Here is a 17,192-nt window from a genome sequence, read left to right as displayed (position 1 = left end):
GGTTAACTCATCCTCAACTGCTTTGCCGCAACGTCCAGCAACCTGTCTCAACAAGGCTCTTACATCGGTGAGTTTCCCAGCGCGACCCGGAGGAGGGCCCTCGTTTCCATCGTCCAGCGTTCACCCGCTGGCCGGCAGGACGATTCTTCAGATCATTCCCGAGCTCGAGGCCGGCGGCGCCGAGCGCACGGCGGTCGATGTGGCCGAAGGCCTGGCCCATGCGGGCGCACGGGCGCTGGTGGCCACCGAAGGCGGACGGCTGGTCGGCGAATTGCAGGCCAAAGGCGGGGTCTGGGTTCCGTTCCCGGCTGCCACCAAGAACCCGTTCTCCATGCTGGTGAATGTCCGGCGTCTGGCGAAAATCTGTTATCGGGAGCGCGTGGCGCTGATCCATGCGCGCTCGCGGGCGCCGGCCTGGGTCGCCCTCGGGGCTGCCCGTTCGCTCAACCTTCCGTTCGTGACGACCTATCACGGCAGCTATGCCGGGCGCTCTTCGGTCAAGGTCCTCTACAACTCGGTCATGTCCCGAGGCGATCTTGTCATCGCCAATTCCCATTACACGGCCGAGTTGATCCGCTCTCTCTATCCACAGGCGACGGATCGCGTCCGCGTGATCCATCGGGGAACCGATTTTTCCGTCTTCACGCCCGGCGCCGTCAGCCCCGAGCGGGTGGAAAATCTGCGCCGATCCTGGAAAGTCGCGCCCCACGAGCGGGTTGTGCTGCTGGCCGCGCGCCTGACTGGCTGGAAAGGCCAGAAAGTGCTCGTGGAGGCCGCGGCCAAGCTGCGCGATGCGGGCGTCAGGGATGTGGCCTATATTCTGGCAGGCGATCCGCAGGGGCGGGATTCCTACGTCAAGGAACTCGATCAACTCATCGATGCGCGTAAACTCAACGGCGTCGTTCGTCGCGTCGGCCATTGCACCGACATGCCGGCGGCCTTCCTCACCGCCTCCGTGGTGACGGTCCCGTCGACTGAACCGGAGGCCTTCGGGCGATCGGCCGTGGAAGCGCAGGCCATGGGCACGCCGGTGGTGGTGTCCGATCTCGGCGCCGTGCCGGAGACGGTGCTGGCTCCGCCCGCGGTGCCGCCCCAAGAGCGGACCGGATGGCGCATTCCCGCTGGCGACGCGGATGCCTTAGCGGAAGCAGTCGGAGGCGCGCTGGCGCTGGGGGCGAGTGCCCGCAACGCGCTGGGCATGCGGGCGAGACGGCACGTCGAACAGCATTTCTCGCTCGAACGGATGGTTTCGAGCACTTTGGAGGTGTATTCGGCGCTGCTGGATGGGTCTTTCCCACGCAGAACGAGTTGACTTCGCCCGCATTTGAGCGAAATGTCAGATCATTCGCGGAACCGGTCGAGACTCGGCGGGAGCCTTTGTGCTTCCCGATCTCCGGCCTGCCGCTCAACAGGAGATACGAGCCATTCGCAGACCAATGAGAGCCATGCCGGTGCCGCAGAAGGACGGACCGCGCGCTAACAGAGATATTCGCGGTGTCCGCGACGTGCAGTTGATCGATGATACGGGTCAGAATCGTGGCGTGATGCCCTTTTTCGATGCGATGCGCATTGCTGAGGACGCCGGACTGGACCTTGTGGAGATCTCGCCGAACGCGACCCCGCCCGTTTGCAAGATCCTTGATTACGGCAAGTACCGCTTCCTCGAGCAGAAAAAAGCCTCGGAAGCGCGCAAGAAGCAGAAGACCGTCGAGGTCAAGGAAGTGAAACTCCGCCCCGGCATCGACGATCACGATTACGACGTGAAGATGAAGGCCATGCGCGGCTTCTTCGAGGAGGGCAACAAGGTCAAGGTGACCCTGCGCTTCCGCGGCCGCGAGATGGCCCACCAGGATCTCGGCCTCAAGGTCCTGGATCGGGTGAAATCCGACGTCAGCGAGATCGCCAAGGTCGAGATGGAGCCGAACTTCGAGGGCCGTCAGGTCGTCATGGTGATGGCGCCGCGCTGAGGCGTCAGGCAACAGACTCTTCGAGACGAGAATTCTTGGCCGTCGGGAAACCGGCGGCCATTGCTTTTGGCGGGCTCGTCTGCCATAAGCCGCGCTTCATCGAACCGCCCGGCTCATCAGGGCTGCCGTGGCGGTTTGTTGTGCTCATAGCAGCATCAAGAGGTCATCGGGCGGTCTTCCGCCTCCTGGCCTTGTCCAAAGGAGAGCAAAATGCCCAAGCTGAAGACCAAATCGGGCGCTAAAAAGCGCTTCAAGATCACGGGCACCGGCAAGGTCGTCTACAGCCAGGCCGGCAAGCAGCACGGGATGATCAAGCGGACGAACAAGCAGATCCGTAATCTGCGCGGGACCAACGTCCTGTTCAAGACCGACGGTTACAACGTGAAGAAGTACTTCCTGCCGAACGGCTGAAGCTGTCTGCGCATCCCAGATTTTGAAGGAGTTACCCTATGGCCCGTGTCAAACGGGGCGTGACCAGCCACGCCAAGCATAAAAAAGTTCTGAAGGCCGCCAAAGGCTTTTACGGACGCCGCAAGAATACCATCCGCATCGCCAAGCAGGCGGTCGAGAAGAGCATGCAATATGCTTACCGCGACCGTAAGAACAAGAAGCGCACGTTCCGCGCTCTCTGGATCCAGCGTCTCAACGCAGCGGTCCGTGAGCAGGGCCTGACCTATTCGCGATTTATCGATGGTCTCGGCAAGGCCGGGGTCGAGGTCGATCGCAAGGTTCTGTCCGAAATGGCCATCCACGAGCCGGCAGCCTTCGCTGCCTATGTGGAGCGCGCCAAGGCCGCCCTGCCGCAGCAGGAAGCCGCGTAAGACAACCTGGCACGGGCGCGACCGGTTTTCCCGGTCGCGCCGTCCTTTCTCCCTTTCGCCTCCGAGACCACCCGCACCGACTGCGCAATTCGCGCTGTCGAATGCCCTTTTGCGGGTCGGGAGGCTTGACGGTCCCCGCGCCGCGCACCACTCAAGCGCTTGAATTCTGGCAGGGACCGATGACCGATCTCCATTCCCTCGAACGTGATCTGCTCGCGCAGGTCGAAGCGGCCTCCGACGAGGCGGCCCTGGAGGCCGTCCGCGTCGCCGCGCTCGGCAAGAAGGGGTCGGTTTCCGACCTGCTCAAGACCCTGGGGTCGATGACACCGGACGAGCGTCGTGAGCGGGGCCCCCTCATCAATGGGTTGCGCGATGCGGTCCAGGCGGCGATTGCGGGCAGACGGGATGTGCTGGCCTCGGCCGCCCTCGACGCGCGCCTTCAGGCCGAACGGGTCGATGTCAGTCTGCCGGTCCGGGAGGCGCCCGAGACCCGCGGCCGCATTCACCCGATCAGCCAGGTCATCGAGGAGATCACGGCCATCTTCGCCGATATGGGTTTCTCGGTCGCCGAGGGGCCGGATATCGAGACCGATTACCTCAACTTCACGGCCCTGAACTTCCCCGAGGGACATCCCGCCCGCGAGATGCACGACACGTTCTTCCTGGCCCCCGACGCCAACGGCGAGCGCAAGGTTCTGCGCACCCATACGTCACCGGTCCAGATCCGCACGATGACCACGAAGGCGCCGCCGATCCGGATCGTCATTCCAGGCCGCACCTACCGTCACGATTCCGACCAGACGCACACGCCGATGTTCCATCAGGTCGAAGGCCTCGTCATCGACAGCCATGCCAACATCGCCCACATGAAGTGGGTGCTGGAGGAGTTCTGCAAGGCGTTCTTCGAGGTCGATCAGGTCAAGATGCGCTTTCGCCCGTCGTTCTTCCCGTTCACCGAGCCATCGGCCGAGGTCGATATCCAGTGCTCGCGCAAGGGCGGCGAGATCCGCTTTGGCGAGGGCGAGGATTGGCTCGAGATTCTCGGCTGCGGCATGGTGCACCCGAACGTGCTGCGCAATTGCGGTCTCGACCCGGACAAGGTCCAGGGCTTTGCCTGGGGCATGGGTATCGACCGCATCGCCATGCTCAAATACGGCATGCCGGACCTGCGCCCGTTCTTCGAGGCCGATGTCCGCTGGCTTACCCATTACGGCTTCCGGCCGCTCGACATTCCGGCGCTCGTGAGCGGCCTCACGTCCTGACAGGAGAGATCCGATGAAATTCACCCTCTCCTGGCTCAAGGAGCATCTCGACACCGACGCGCCCCTCGACACGATCGTCGAGACCCTGACGCGCATCGGTCTCGAGGTTGAATCCGTCGCCGACAAGGCCAAGGCGTTTGCGCCCTACACCATCGCGTTCGTGGTCTCGGCCGAGCAGCATCCCAATGCCGATCGCCTGCGCGTCTGCGTCGTCGATACGGGCGAGGGCGCGCCCATCCAGGTGGTCTGTGGTGCGCCGAATGCGCGGGCCGGCATGAAGAGCGTCTTCGCGCCTCCGGGAACCTACATGCCGGGCAAGAACATCACGCTGGGAATCGGCAACATCCGCGGCGTCGAAAGCCGCGGCATGCTGTGCTCGGCGGCCGAACTCGAGATTTCGGACGATCACGACGGCATCATCGACCTGCCGGCCGATGCGCCGGTGGGCAAGCCCTATGCGGCCTATGCGGGGCTCGACGATCCGGTCATCGAGATCAACCTGACGCCCAACCGTCCCGATTGCACCTCGGTCTATGGCATCGCGCGGGATCTGGCGGCGGCAGGCCTCGGAACTCTCAAAACTGAGGATCGGCCCGCCCTTGCGGCCACAGGCGAGACTCCCGTCTCCGTGCGGATCGACCTGCCGCCCGGCGACGAGAAACTCTGCCCGCTCTTCGCCCTGCGCCTCGTGCGCGGCGTCACCAACGGGTCTTCGCCCGATTGGATGCAGCGGCGGCTTCTGGCCATCGGGCTTCGCCCCATCAACGCGCTCGTCGACATCACCAACTACATGACGTTCGATCGCGGCCGCCCGCTCCACGTCTTCGACGCCGCCAAGGTTTCGGGCGGCCTGACGATCCGGCAGGCCCAAGACGGCGAAGAGGTGCTGGCCCTCGACGGACGGACCTACACGCTCGACGCCGGAACGGTGGTCATCGCCGATGAACGCGGCGTGGAATCGATCGCCGGCATCATGGGCGGCGAGCATTCGGGCGTGGATGCGACCACGACGGACGTGCTCATCGAATCTGCCCTGTGGGATCCGCTGAACATCGCGCAATCCGGCCGCAAGCTCGGCATCATCACCGATGCGCGCTACCGCTTCGAGCGCGGCGTCGACCCGGCCTATACGCTGCCGGGACTCGACCTTGCCACCCAGATGACGATTGCGATCTGCGGCGGAACGCCGATGCAGGCGGTGGTGACGGGCCACGCGCCGATAACCGAGCGCGTCATCGCCTTCCCGTGGTCGGAGGTTCCCCGCCTGTCGGGTCTGCCGGTCCAGCCCGCCGAGTCGAAGGCCATCCTCCAGAAACTCGGCTTTGCGGTCGAGGGCGGCGGCGACACGGTGTCGGTCACGCCTCCGTCCTGGCGTCCCGATATCGAGGGCAAGGCGGATCTCGTCGAGGAGGTCATCCGCATTGTCGGTCTCGACCGCATCGCCCCCATGCCGCTGCCGCGGCTCGAGGCGGCAGTGGCCAAGCCCATTCTAACGCTCATTCAAAAGCGCACCCGCCTGGCCAAACGGGCTCTCGCCCTGCGCGGTCTGGTGGAGGCGGTGACGTGGTCGTTCATCGGCAAGGCGGAGGCTGAACTCTTTGGCGGCGGAGATCCGCGCCTGGCTTTGGCCAACCCGATCGCGTCCGATCTGTCGGACATGCGGCCGAGCCTGTTGCCGGGCCTTCTCAAGGCGGCGCAGCGCAATGCCGATCGCGGCTTCGGAGACGTGGCCCTGTTCGAGGTCGGCCAATGCTTCGCGTCCGACGAGCCCGAGGGTCAAACCATCAGGGCGGCGTCCCTCCGTCGCGGAACCGCCCGGGTCGAGGGCGTCGGCCGCCACTGGGATGGCGGGGCGGTGGCTGTTGACGTCTTCGACGCGAAAGCTGACGCGATGGCTCTCCTGACAGCCCTTGGCATTCCCGCCGGCGGCCTTCAGGTGGTCGCGGGCGGACCGTCCTGGTTCCATCCGGGACGCTCCGGAACGCTGCAATTCGGCCCCAAGATGATCGTGGGTGCGTTCGGTGAGGTTCACCCGGCCGTTTTGAAGGCGCTGGATCTCAAAGGCCCGCTGGTCGCGTTCGAGCTGACCCTCGACAGCCTGCCGCCGCCAAAGGCCAAGCCGACGAAGATGAAGCCGAAGCTGGTCCTTTCGGACTTCCAGCCTGTCACCCGCGATTTCGCCTTCGTGGTGGCTCGCGAGGTCGCTGCCGGCGACATCCTCAAGGCCGCGCAGAATGCGGAGCGTCAACTCATCGTCGGCGTCGAGGTGTTCGACGTCTACGAGGGCACCGGCATCGCGCCCGACCACAAATCCGTGGCCGTCGCGGTCACCATCCAGCCGGTCGAGAAGACGTTGACCGATGGCGAGATCGAGGCCATTTCGTCCAAGATCGTGGCCGAGGTCGCCAAGAAGACCGGCGCGACGCTCCGGGCCTGACGGACACCCTCATTCCGGCGCGGGTTTATCCGGCGCTGGAATGAGGCGTCCCATTCAGCGGGTTGGCCGGGTCCCAACGGTAGCGGATCGTGTCGAACCGCATGGATCGGGCGTCGATCATCAGAAGGCGGCCGACGAGGCCATCGCCGAAGCCGACGATCTCCCGCATGACCTCCATGGCCATCAGGCTTCCCAGAACACCCGCCAGCGCCCCAAGGATTCCGGCTTCCGCACAGGATGGGACGGCGCCCTCCGGCGGCGGTGCGGGAAACAGACAGCGATAGGTGGGATTGGGGCTGCCGTCCGCGGCGCGCTCATGCGCCCGGATCGTCGTCAGCGTTCCGTCGAACTGCCCAAGCGCTCCCGTGACGAGCGGCTTTCCCGCGTGAAAGCAGGCATCGGAGGTGAGGTACCGGGTGGCGAAGTTGTCCGACCCGTCGACGACCACGTCGTAATCCCCCACCACCTGCCGGGCATTGGCGGCACCCAGCCGCTCCGGATGGCGCAGGACCGAAACGCCGGGATTCAGCCGGCTGACGGCGTCGGCGGCGCTGTCGACTTTGCGGCGGCCGATATCCGGGGTGCCGTGGATGACCTGCCGCTGCAGGTTCGACAGCGACACGACATCGTCGTCGACGATGCCGAGGGTGCCGATGCCCGCGGCCGCCAGATACTGGATCGCCGGCGCGCCCAGCCCGCCCGCGCCCACCACGAGAACCCGCGCTGCCTTGAGCTTCAACTGACCCGGGCCTCCCACATCGCTGAGGACGATATGGCGGGAATAGCGGTCGATCTCGTCATGGGTCAGGGACATGCCGGGACTTTATCCGCATCGGACGGGGTATCAACCGGGACGGCCGCGAATTAACGTGGGCGGACGAGCCGGGGAGCTTGGCGCAGTGGGCCTTCCCATGCCATCGTCTGGAGGCAACCGGGTTACAGCCCGGATTCAGACAGGGAACATTGCCGATGAAAGTGACCACTTTCGGCCTCGCTCTCGCGGGCCTCGCCTTCTCCGCCGGTGCAGCTTTTGCTCAGGACGCCTTCAAGCCGGCGGTCGTCTATGACCTAGGCGGCAAATTCGACAAATCCTTCAACGAAGGCGTCCATATGGGCGCCGAGAAGTACAAGAAGGAAACCGGCACGGATTACCGCGATTTCGAGCCGCAGAACGACGCGCAGCGGGAGCAGGCCCTTCGCCGCTTCGCCCGCGACGGCTTCAGCCCCATCGTGGCGGTCGGCTTCAGCCAGGAAACCGCGCTGAAGAAGGTCGCGGACGAGTTCCCCAAGACCAAATTCGCCATCATCGATGCCGTGGTCGAAAAGCCCAACGTGCAATCCACCGTGTTCAAGGAGCATGAAGGCTCCTTCCTGGTCGGCCTATTGGCCGCGCAGGCGTCCAAGAGCGGCAAGGTCGGCTTCGTCGGCGGCATGGATATTCCGCTGATCCGCAAATTCGCCTGCGGCTACGTCCAGGGCGTCAAATACGCCAAGAAGGACGCGGAGGTGTTTCAGAACATGACCGGCACCACGGGCGCGGCCTGGGCCGATCCGGTCAAGGGCGGCGAACTGGCGAAAAGCCAGATCGATCGCGGCGCCGACGTGATCTATCACGCGGCGGGCGGAACCGGGATCGGGGTGCTGCGGGCGACGGCTGACGCCGGCAAGCTCGGCATCGGTGTCGATTCCAACCAGAATGCCCTTCATCCCGGCAAGATGCTGACCTCCATGGTCAAGCGCGTCGACATCGCCACCTACAACGTCTTCGACCAGGCCAAGAAGAACACCTTCAAGCCCGGCGTATCGGTGCTCGGCCTCAAGGAAGGCGGCGTCGACTGGGCGCTCGACGACAACAACAAGGCGCTGATCACGCCCGACATGAAGGCATCCGTCGACAAGGCCTCGGACGGCATCAAGTCCGGCGCCATCACGGTCCATGATTACATGGCCGATTCGAAGTGCCCGATGTAAACACCCTTCTGGCGAGACGCCGCTTTCTCGCGGCGGCGTCTCTCCGACGGGTTACGACCGCGCTGTCCGCAAGGGTGGCGCACCGCATTGTCCGGAGAACATTCGAGGCTTGATGTCTCCCGCCATTCAACTCACCGCCATCAACAAGCGCTTCGGCGCTGTTCACGCCAATCGCGACGTGAACCTGTCGGTCGACCGCGCCAGCATCCACGGGATCGTGGGCGAAAACGGCGCCGGCAAATCGACCCTGATGTCGATTCTGTATGGTTTCTACCAGGCCGATTCCGGCGAGATCCTGGTGGCTGGACGCCCGACGCTCATCCGCTCGCCCGCTCACGCCATCGAGGCCGGAATCGGCATGGTCCATCAGCATTTCATGCTGGTCGAGACGCTTACCGTCGTCGAGAACGTGATGTTGGGGGCCGAAGGCGGCGTTCTGCTCCGGCGGGGGGAAGCCAAGGTCCGTGCCGAGCTTGCCCGCCTGTCGGCCGATTACGGGCTCGAGATCGACATGGACGCGATCGTGGGCGACCTCTCGGTCGGCCTGCAGCAGCGCGTCGAGATTCTGAAAGCCCTTTATCGGGGCGCCGATATCCTCATTCTCGATGAGCCCACGGCCGTGCTCACGCCGCCTGAAGCGGACGCGCTGTTCGGCCTGCTCACCGCGCTGAAGCATCAGGGCAAGACGGTCATTCTCATCACCCACAAGCTGCGCGAAATCATGGCCGTCACCGACCGCGTCTCGGTGATGCGCCGGGGCGAGATGGTGGCGAGCCTCGACACTGCCGCGACATCGCCGCCGGAACTGGCCGAACTCATGGTCGGCCGGCGCGTGCTGCTGCGGGTCGAGAAGGCCGACCGCCCGCCGGGCGCGGCTTTGCTCGAAATCGACGGTTTGTCGGTGGTCGATTCCCGCGGGGTGCTGGCGGTCGCCAATGTGTCGCTGAAGGTCCATGCCGGCGAGATCGTCGGCATCGCGGGCGTATCGGGCAACGGACAGAGCGAATTGCTCGAGGCCATCGCCGGCATGCGTCAACCGGTGCTCGGATCGATCCGCCTGGAAGGTCGTGAGATCGGCTTTTCCGAGCACAACCCGCACCGACTGCGCCAGCTTGGCCTCCTTCACGTTCCGGAAGACCGACTGCGCATGGGCCTGGTGCCATCCTTCGAGGCGTTTGAGAGCGCTGTTCTGGGCTTCACCGACGATCCGCGCCTGGGTCGCGGCCCGCTTCTCGATCACGGCCTGATGGTCAAGGATCTCGCGGCCAAGATGGAGCATTACGACGTCCGCCCGCAGGCGCCCCGGCTGCGGACCTCCAAGTTTTCCGGCGGCAATCAGCAGAAGATGGTTCTGGCGCGCGAGATCGAGCGCAACCCGCGGGTACTGCTCGTCGGTCAGCCGACCCGCGGGGTGGATATCGGCGCCATCGAGTTCATCCACCGCCGGCTCATTGCCTTGCGGGATTCGGGCGTCGGCATCCTGCTCGTGTCGGTCGAGCTGGACGAAATCATGAACTTGTCCGACCGCATTCTCACCATGTGCGGCGGCCGGATCACCGGCGAGCGCAACGCGTCCGACGCCACCGAACAGGATCTCGGCCTGCTCATGGCGGGCGTCAACGAGGAGGCTGCCTGATGCAACCGCGCATAACCCTCCTGACCCTTGGTGTGACAGACCTCAAGCGGGCGCGCGCCTTCTACGAGGCCTGGGGCTGGACCGCCTCCTCGGCCAGCCAGCCGGGCGTCGTTTTCTTTCAGGCAAACGGCCTGGCCCTGGCTCTGTTCGGCCGGGCGGATCTTGCCAAGGACGCGCATGTGGACGACCGGCCGACCGGTTTTGCCGCGATCTCGATTGCCTATAACGCGCGCTCGAAGGCTGAGGCGGATGCGGTCTACGATCGCGCCATCGCGTCCGGTGCCCACCCGGTCAAAGCCATGCAGGACGTGTTCTGGGGTGGCTATTCGGGTTATTTCGCCGATCCGGACGGTCACCTTTGGGAGGTGGCCTGGAATCCGTTCTTTCCGCTCGACGCGGACGGCCACTTGTTCCTGCCGGACACCCACCGGACAGAGGCAGACCACCCGGACGACGAGCGGTGAGCGCCCCGATCGACCTGCCGCGCTGGGCCGACACGGTGCTCGTTCCGGCCGTCTCCGTCGTGGCGGCCTTTCTCGTCGCCGGGCTCGTGGTGCTCGGGATCGGCGAGAACCCGCTCACGGCAACGCGGCTGCTTCTGCAGGGCAGTCTCGGAACGGGCGAGGGCCTGGGATTCACCCTGTTCTACATGACCGATTTCATGTTCGTCGGCCTCGCCGTTGCGGTCGCCTATCATGCCGGCCTGTTCAATATCGGCGGGGAGGGCCAGGCGACGCTGGCAGGCCTGGGAATTGCGCTGACGGTCAACAACCTGACATTCCTGCCGGGATTTCTGCTGGCGCCTCTGGGCATCCTGGGAGCAGCCGCCTTCGGGGCCGCCTGGGCGGCGGTTCCGGGCTACCTTCAGGCCAAGCGCGGCAGCCACATCGTCATCACCACGATCATGTTCAACTGGCTGGCCAGCGTCCTGATCGTTTATCTGCTGGTGAATGTCCTGCGGCAGCCCCAATCCATGAACCCCGAGACGCCCGAATTCCCGGCGCAATCGCATATCCCGTTCATGCATGATGTGCTGGCGCTCGTGGGCATCCAGATCCCCCCCTCCCAGCTCAACCTGTCGATCGTGCTGGCCTTTGCGGCCTGCTTTGCCGTGTGGCTTCTGATCTATCGCTCGCGGCTCGGCTACGCGATCCGGGTGGTCGGCTCCAACCCGACGGCCGCCATCTATGCGGGCATCTCGCCAGCCCGCGTCATCGTCATCGCGATGGTAATTTCCGGCGCGCTCGCCGGCGGTCTGGCGGTCAACGAACTGATGGGCTACCAGCATCGCCTGCTGCTCGAATTCACTGCCGGCTATGGCTTTGTCGGCATTGCGGTGGCGCTCATGGGCCGGGCGCATCCGGCCGGAATCGTTCTCGCATCGCTCCTGTTCGGCATTCTCTATCAGGGCGGGGCGGAGCTCGCCTTCGAGCAACCGGCGATCACCCGCGACATGGTGATCGTGATCGGCGGCATCATCATCCTGTTTGCAGGTGCGCTCGACGGGCTGTTCCGGCGTCTTGTCGCGCGCGTGCTGGCGCGTCCCGCGCTCGCGAGGGCATGAGCATGGATCCGGCATCTCTGGTGACCATTCTCGATTCGGCCCTTCGCCTGTCGATCCCGCTTCTCGCCGCCTGCCTTGCGGGCCTCTGGTCAGAGCGCGCCGGTGTGGTGGATATCGGTCTCGAGGGAAAGATGCTGGTCGCAGCGTTTGCGGCCGCCGCCGCCGCGCACGCGTCCAACTCCGCCTGGATCGGGCTGCTGGGCGGGATCGGCGCCGCGATCGCTTTCGCGCTCGTGCACGGATTTGCGTCGATCAGCCAGCGCGGCAACCAGATCGTGTCGGGCGTCGCCATCAACATGCTGGCGGCCGGCCTCACGGCCATCGTGGGCAATGCCTGGTACGGGCAGGGCGGGAGAACCCCGCCGCTCGAAGGGCCGCAGCGCTTTGGCGAGGTCTTTCTCGGTCACTCGGCGCTGGTCTATCTCGCCCTGCTGGCGGTGCCGGTGACTTGGTTCGTGCTCGCGCGAACCCGCTTCGGCCTGCGGCTGCGGGCGGTGGGCGAGAACCCTGCGGCGGTCGACACGGCCGGCATCTCGGTGTCGGGTCTTCGCTATGCGGCGGTGATCATCGGCGGCGTCCTGTGCGGACTCGCCGGCACCTATCTGGCCGTTGCGCAATCAGCCGGCTTCCTGCCCAACATGACGGCCGGCAAGGGCTTCATCGCGCTGGCAGCCCTGATCTTCGCCAAATGGCGGGCCTGGCCGGCGCTCGGCGCGTGCTTTCTGTTCGGGTTGCTCGACGCCATCTCCATCCGTCTCCAGGGCATCGTGCTCCCGGTGATCGGCGAGGTTCCGGTGCAGGCGATCCAGGCGCTGCCCTATCTGATGACCGTGATCCTGCTCGCCGGCGTGATCGGGCGCGCGACGCCGCCCCGGGCTGCGGGCATTCCTTACGTGAAGGAGCGCTGACATGGCGGACCTCGATGTGCTGTTCGATGCCGCGCGACGCGTTCAGGCCAAGGCCTACGCGCCGTATTCGCGCTTCAAGGTCGGGGCTGCGCTGGCGACGGCGGACGGGGATGTGTTCATCGGCTGCAATGTGGAGAATGCAGCCTATCCCGTCGGCACCTGTGCGGAAGCTGGGGCGATCGCGGCTATGATCGCCGCCGGCGCCGGGCCCATCGCGTCCATCGTCGTTATCGGTGACGGCGAGGCGCTGGTGACGCCATGCGGCGCGTGCCGCCAGCGCATCCGCGAATTCGCCACAGCCGGCACCCCCATTCACGTTGCGGGACCCGAGGGAATCAGGCGGAGTTTCACGCTCGACGAATTGCTGCCCCATTCCTTCGGACCCGACAATCTGGCGGACACGACACGATGACAAGCGACGAGACTATTGCGGAAGCCGCGGCCTTCATTCGCGGGCGCGGCCTTGCCGGCCCGTTCGACGCGGCCATCGTGCTGGGCACGGGGCTCGGTCCGCTGGTGGACGATCTCACCGAGGCGGTCAGCCTCCCTTATGCGGAGATCCCGCATTTCCCGCGCGGCGGTGTCTCCGGCCATGCCGGACGTCTCGTGGCCGGGACGCTGGCGGGCAAGCGGGTCCTGCTGTTTCAGGGACGCGCCCATTATTACGAAACCGGGGACGCGGGCGCGATGCGCGTGCCGGTCGGCGTGGTAAAGGCCCTGGGAATCCCGGTGCTGATCCTCAGCAACGCCGCCGGTTCGGTCCGGCCGGAGATCCGACCCGGAAGTCTCGTTTCGATCAGCGACCACCTCAACCTGTCCGGCGCCCATCCGCTGATCCGCGACGAGACGGAGGGGCGGTTCGTGCCGATGACCGACGCCTATGATGTCGCTCTTCGCGCCGCCCTTCAGTCTGCCGCCGAGCGATGCGATATCAGGCTCACCGAAGGCGTGTACGCCTGGCTCTCGGGCCCCAGTTTCGAGACACCGGCGGAAATCCGGATGATTCGGATTCTGGGCGGTGATCTCGTCGGCATGTCGACGGTTCCCGAAGTGATCCTGGGGCGCTATTACGGGCTCAGGATCGCGGCGGTTTCACTGGTGACCAACCTCGCGGCTGGAATCGAGGGAGCCTCGCCCTCCCACCAGGAAACTAAGGATACGGCCGCGATGGCGTCGGAAACCTTCAAGCGGCTGATCCATTCGTTCGTGGAGGAGCTTACCTGATGTCCGACGCAGCCCTGGCCCAGCGCGCCCTGCGCAGTCTCGATCTCACCGACCTCACCGATACCTGCACGCCAAGCGCCATCGATGCCCTGTGCGCGAAGGCAAGCGACCCGCACGGTCCCGTGGCGGCCGTCTGCGTGTGGCCGCAATTCGTCCGGCAGGCCAAGGCGGCGCTCATGGGCTCGCCGGTGCGAATCGCCACGGTGGTCAATTTCCCCGATGGCGGTGAGGACGTCGCGCGCGTGTCCGACGATGTCGGCGAGGCGCTGGCCGACGGCGCGGACGAGATCGACCTCGTGCTGCCGTACAAGGCGCTCCAGCGCGGCAATGCGTCGACGGCGCGCGAGATGGTGGAGGCGGTGCGCGAAAAGGTCGATCGGAAAAGGGTGCTGAAGGTCATTCTCGAGACCGGCATGCTGGCCGATCCCAAGCTCATCGAGGCCGCGAGCCGTCTGGCGATTGCCGCCGGAGCGGATTTCATCAAGACCTCGACCGGCAAGACAGCTGTCTCTGCCACGCCCGAGGCCGCCGAGATCATGTTGCGGGCGATCCGGGACTCCGGCCGTTCCGTCGGACTGAAGCCGTCGGGCGGGATCCGGACTCTTGACGATGCAAAGATCTATCTGGACCTGGCCGGCCGGATCATGGGCCCGAACTGGGCCACGCCCCAGACCTTCCGCATCGGCGCGAGCGGTCTCTACGACACATTGACGGCGATCCTCGACGGCAAGGCCAGCACGGCAGCGACGGGAGCCTACTGACATGACCCAGCTCCCGCAGGAGATCATTCGCTGGAAGCGCGACGGCGGCGAATTGAGCGCCGAGCAGATCGAAAGCTTCATCGAAGGGCTCACGACAGGCCGCGTGTCGGAAGGGCAGGCGGCAGCCTTCGCCATGGCGATCTTCTTTCGCCATATGAGCGTTCCCGAGCGCGTCGCGCTGACGCGCGCCATGGTCCATTCGGGCGACGTTCTCACCTGGGACCTGCCGGGACCAGTCCTCGACAAGCACTCGACCGGCGGCGTCGGCGACACCGTCAGCCTCGCGCTGGCGCCCGCGGTCGCCGCCTGCGGCGGCTTCGTGCCGATGATTTCAGGCCGCGGGCTTGGTCATACGGGCGGCACCCTCGACAAGCTCGACGCCATTCCGGGCTACATCTCGCAGCCGGATATCGACACCTTTCGCCGGGTCACGCGCGAAGTCGGCTGCGCCATTATCGGCCAGACCGCCGATCTCGCGCCCGCCGACAAGCGCCTCTATGCCATTCGCGATGTCACCGGGACGGTGGAATCCATCGATCTCATCACCGCCTCGATCCTGTCGAAGAAGCTGGCGGCCGGCCTCGACGGGCTGGTGATGGACGTGAAATTCGGCTCTGGCGCGTTCATGAGCAGCGCCGGGGAGGCGCGAAAGCTCGCCGAAAGCCTCGTGCTGGTGGCCAACGCGGCGGGGCTTCCCACGAGCGCGCTGTTGACCAACATGGATGAGCCGCTCGCCTCGCACGCCGGCAATGCCGTCGAGGTCGCCTATGCGGCCGACTATCTCTCGGGCCGCCATCGCGATGAGCGTTTCCATCGCCTGACCGTCGAACTCGGCGCCGAAATGCTGGTGCTGGGCAAGCTTGCCGCCACCCGCGATGAAGCGCGGACCAGCGTCGAGACGGCGATTGAATCCGGACGGGCGGCCGATATCTTCCAACGTATGGTCGCGGCTCTCGGGGGACCGCACGATCTTCTCGATCGGCCGCATCACTACCTGTCGCGCGCACCGATCGTGCGGGCCGTTCATCCGGAGCGCGCCGGGACCGTCCAGGCCATCGGCACGCGGGATGCGGGCGTGGCCGTCATCGCCCTTGGCGGCGGTCGGACCCGCCCGGAGGATGCAATCGATCATGCGGTCGGCCTGACGGATCTGGCCGGGATCGGCGAGCAGGTCGATGGGGAACGGCCGCTGGGTTTCGTGCATGCGCAAACCGAAGACGACGCGGATGCGGCCGCAAGGGCGCTTCTGGCCGCCTACACCATCGGCGAGGGGCCGGCGAGCCGGGACGATATCGTGCTGGAGCGGATCGCGCCGTCAGCCTGACGCGTTTCAGCGGGAAGCCGCAGGCCGCCTGATGGACGTGATGGGGCCGTAGCCGCCGGTCCTGATCCGCTCTTCCGCCACAGCAAGCGGCTCGGTGATGACCGTCATGGTATGGCCGGTCGCGTGGATCATCCGGGTGGCGTCCTGCATCAACGCCACATGCCCCTTCCAGAAAATCAGGTCGCCGCGCTGGAGGCCGGAAAGATCGGACCGGATCTCGACAGGGCTTCCGACTTCGCGTTCCTGCATGTCGGAGTCGCGAGGGGCGGCAATGCCTGCGGCCGCAAGTGCCGTCTGGGCGAGACCCGAGCAGTCGATGCCGATACTCGTTTTGCCGCCCCAGAGGTAAGGGGTGTGGAGGAACCGCTCGGCCACCGCCACGAAGTCCGCAACGGCTGAGCCGGCAGGCGACAGATGCGCGGCGATCACCCATCCGCCGGTTGCGAGCTGAGCAAAATCACCTTCGGTGCCGACGACGCTGACGCGGCTGTGAAGAGACAGCAGGCCGAGGTTGGGAAGCTTCAGATTGGCGTCAGGATAAACGAACGTGCGCAAGGTCGCGACTGTGTGGGTGGCTTCGACACCGACCGCCATGAGCGACCGGGCCGGCACATACCCGACATAGCGGTCGGCCCGCAATTGGACCCAGGCCCACCCGTCGCGCTCGTCGAAGACGTCGACCCTTTCGCCAAAGAGCGCCTGCGTGTCGACCGGGGCATCCGGGGAGGGATGGCGGTGCAGCGACTCGTAGGCGACCGCGATCTGGCGCGGTTGTCCGCGCGTGAAGCGCTCCGCGGAGACCTGACCGCGCAGGGATTCGCAGGCGAGATCGGGACGATGGGCGGTGGTCCGGCGGTCGAAGGTCATCGCGGCAGTTCCTTGGCCCGCGCCGAGATGGTGTCGCCCAGGCGTTCGACCGCCAGGGCGCCCACGACGGTGCGTTGAATAATGACGTTGCGGCGGTCGACCTCGTCGCGGCGGCGCGACACAAGATCGAGCTTGCCCATGGTATCGAGCGCCCGGGTCACGACTGGTTTCGTGACCCCGAGCTTGCGGGCGAGGCCCCGCACCGTATGGGGCGGGGTCTCGAGGTAGATCGTGAGCAGGATCGCGATCTGCCGCGACGAGAGATCGTCGCCCTGGTGAACGAGGTCGAGATGGACATCGTGCCAGAGGCGCAGGCTCTGCGAGGATCGAATATCAACAGGCATCGCCGCACCATTCGTTTCGGTCCCGTATTATGGCATCCGGGACCGCAGGTGCAAACGTTGCGCTGCCATCATCGTTGACGAAGGATAGCAGGCGCAACGCATCCGG

Annotated in this window: 18 protein-coding genes; 15 read left to right on the top strand and 3 right to left on the bottom strand. The window is 65.6% G+C overall.

Annotation, left to right across the window (positions count from 1 at the left end):
* Positions 1–67: 67 nt before the first annotated feature.
* The 6 genes from J4G32_RS06580 to pheT all read left to right on the top strand — a co-directional run bounded on the left by J4G32_RS06580 (position 68) and on the right by pheT (position 6,487).
* Entirely contained in the window at positions 68–1,312 is a 1,245-nt protein-coding gene (locus J4G32_RS06580) for a glycosyltransferase family 4 protein (RefSeq protein WP_343232595.1), read from the top strand.
* A gap of 133 nt (positions 1,313–1,445) precedes the next feature.
* The gene (infC, locus tag J4G32_RS06575; protein ID WP_246504783.1) at positions 1,446–1,967 is read left to right on the top strand and encodes a translation initiation factor IF-3; all 522 of its coding nucleotides are present in this window, start codon (positions 1,446–1,448) and stop codon (positions 1,965–1,967) included.
* Between the two features lie 210 nt (positions 1,968–2,177).
* Positions 2,178–2,378 carry a 50S ribosomal protein L35 gene (gene rpmI, locus J4G32_RS06570; RefSeq protein ID WP_150943755.1) on the top strand — a complete coding sequence of 67 codons (201 nt, stop codon included), beginning with the start codon at positions 2,178–2,180 and terminating at the stop codon, positions 2,376–2,378.
* A 38-nt stretch (positions 2,379–2,416) separates the two neighbouring features.
* Positions 2,417–2,788 (top strand): 50S ribosomal protein L20, encoded by a 372-nt coding sequence (rplT, locus tag J4G32_RS06565; RefSeq protein WP_210485298.1) that lies wholly within the window; start codon positions 2,417–2,419, stop codon positions 2,786–2,788.
* Positions 2,789–2,967: 179 nt separating this feature from the next.
* Positions 2,968–4,050 (top strand): phenylalanine--tRNA ligase subunit alpha, encoded by a 1,083-nt coding sequence (pheS, locus tag J4G32_RS06560; protein WP_210485297.1) that lies wholly within the window; start codon positions 2,968–2,970, stop codon positions 4,048–4,050.
* Between the two features lie 13 nt (positions 4,051–4,063).
* Positions 4,064–6,487, top strand: coding sequence for a phenylalanine--tRNA ligase subunit beta (gene pheT, locus J4G32_RS06555; RefSeq protein ID WP_210485296.1), 2,424 nt, complete (start codon positions 4,064–4,066; stop codon positions 6,485–6,487).
* 25 nt (positions 6,488–6,512) lie between these two features.
* Here the strand turns inward: pheT and J4G32_RS06550 are convergent, their stop codons facing one another.
* On the bottom strand, positions 6,513–7,301 hold the full coding sequence (locus J4G32_RS06550) for a HesA/MoeB/ThiF family protein (protein WP_210485295.1): 789 nt from the start codon (positions 7,299–7,301) through the stop codon (positions 6,513–6,515).
* 155 nt (positions 7,302–7,456) lie between these two features.
* Here J4G32_RS06550 and J4G32_RS06545 point away from each other — a divergent pair, with 155 nt between their 5' ends.
* The 9 genes from J4G32_RS06545 to deoA all read left to right on the top strand — a co-directional run bounded on the left by J4G32_RS06545 (position 7,457) and on the right by deoA (position 15,875).
* Entirely contained in the window at positions 7,457–8,458 is a 1,002-nt protein-coding gene (locus tag J4G32_RS06545; protein WP_210485294.1) for a BMP family lipoprotein, read from the top strand.
* A gap of 112 nt (positions 8,459–8,570) precedes the next feature.
* Complete coding sequence (locus tag J4G32_RS06540) at positions 8,571–10,094, top strand: ABC transporter ATP-binding protein (protein WP_210485293.1); 1,524 nt, start codon at positions 8,571–8,573, stop codon at positions 10,092–10,094.
* A complete protein-coding gene (locus tag J4G32_RS06535) occupies positions 10,094–10,558 on the top strand; it encodes a VOC family protein (RefSeq protein WP_210485292.1) in 465 nt (154 codons plus the stop codon). The genes J4G32_RS06540 and J4G32_RS06535 overlap by 1 nt, the downstream gene beginning before the upstream one ends.
* Entirely contained in the window at positions 10,555–11,658 is a 1,104-nt protein-coding gene (locus tag J4G32_RS06530; protein WP_210485291.1) for an ABC transporter permease, read from the top strand. Before J4G32_RS06535 ends, J4G32_RS06530 begins: the two co-directional genes overlap by 4 nt.
* 2 nt (positions 11,659–11,660) lie before the next feature.
* Positions 11,661–12,566: an ABC transporter permease gene (locus J4G32_RS06525; protein ID WP_210485290.1), complete on the top strand. Its 906-nt coding sequence runs from the start codon at positions 11,661–11,663 to the stop codon at positions 12,564–12,566.
* A gap of 1 nt (position 12,567) precedes the next feature.
* Positions 12,568–12,978: a cytidine deaminase gene (gene cdd / locus J4G32_RS06520; protein WP_210485289.1), complete on the top strand. Its 411-nt coding sequence runs from the start codon at positions 12,568–12,570 to the stop codon at positions 12,976–12,978.
* The gene (locus tag J4G32_RS06515; RefSeq protein ID WP_210485288.1) at positions 12,975–13,790 is read left to right on the top strand and encodes a purine-nucleoside phosphorylase; all 816 of its coding nucleotides are present in this window, start codon (positions 12,975–12,977) and stop codon (positions 13,788–13,790) included. The genes cdd and J4G32_RS06515 overlap by 4 nt, the downstream gene beginning before the upstream one ends.
* The gene (deoC, locus tag J4G32_RS06510) at positions 13,790–14,551 is read left to right on the top strand and encodes a deoxyribose-phosphate aldolase (RefSeq protein WP_210485287.1); all 762 of its coding nucleotides are present in this window, start codon (positions 13,790–13,792) and stop codon (positions 14,549–14,551) included. The genes J4G32_RS06515 and deoC overlap by 1 nt, the downstream gene beginning before the upstream one ends.
* 1 nt (position 14,552) lies before the next feature.
* On the top strand, positions 14,553–15,875 hold the full coding sequence (gene deoA / locus J4G32_RS06505) for a thymidine phosphorylase (protein ID WP_210485286.1): 1,323 nt from the start codon (positions 14,553–14,555) through the stop codon (positions 15,873–15,875).
* 6 nt (positions 15,876–15,881) lie between these two features.
* Here the strand turns inward: deoA and J4G32_RS06500 are convergent, their stop codons facing one another.
* On the bottom strand, positions 15,882–16,742 hold the full coding sequence (locus tag J4G32_RS06500) for a C40 family peptidase (protein WP_210485285.1): 861 nt from the start codon (positions 16,740–16,742) through the stop codon (positions 15,882–15,884).
* A complete protein-coding gene (locus tag J4G32_RS06495; RefSeq protein ID WP_210485284.1) occupies positions 16,739–17,086 on the bottom strand; it encodes a MarR family transcriptional regulator in 348 nt (115 codons plus the stop codon). The genes J4G32_RS06500 and J4G32_RS06495 overlap by 4 nt, the downstream gene beginning before the upstream one ends.
* Positions 17,087–17,192: the final 106 nt, after the last annotated feature.

The sequence above is a fragment of the Microvirga antarctica genome, assembly GCF_017921815.1.
Lineage (GTDB): Bacteria > Pseudomonadota > Alphaproteobacteria > Rhizobiales > Beijerinckiaceae > Microvirga > Microvirga antarctica.
The sequence above is the reverse complement of the archived record's forward strand: the minus strand, read 5'-3'. Positions and strand labels throughout refer to the sequence as shown.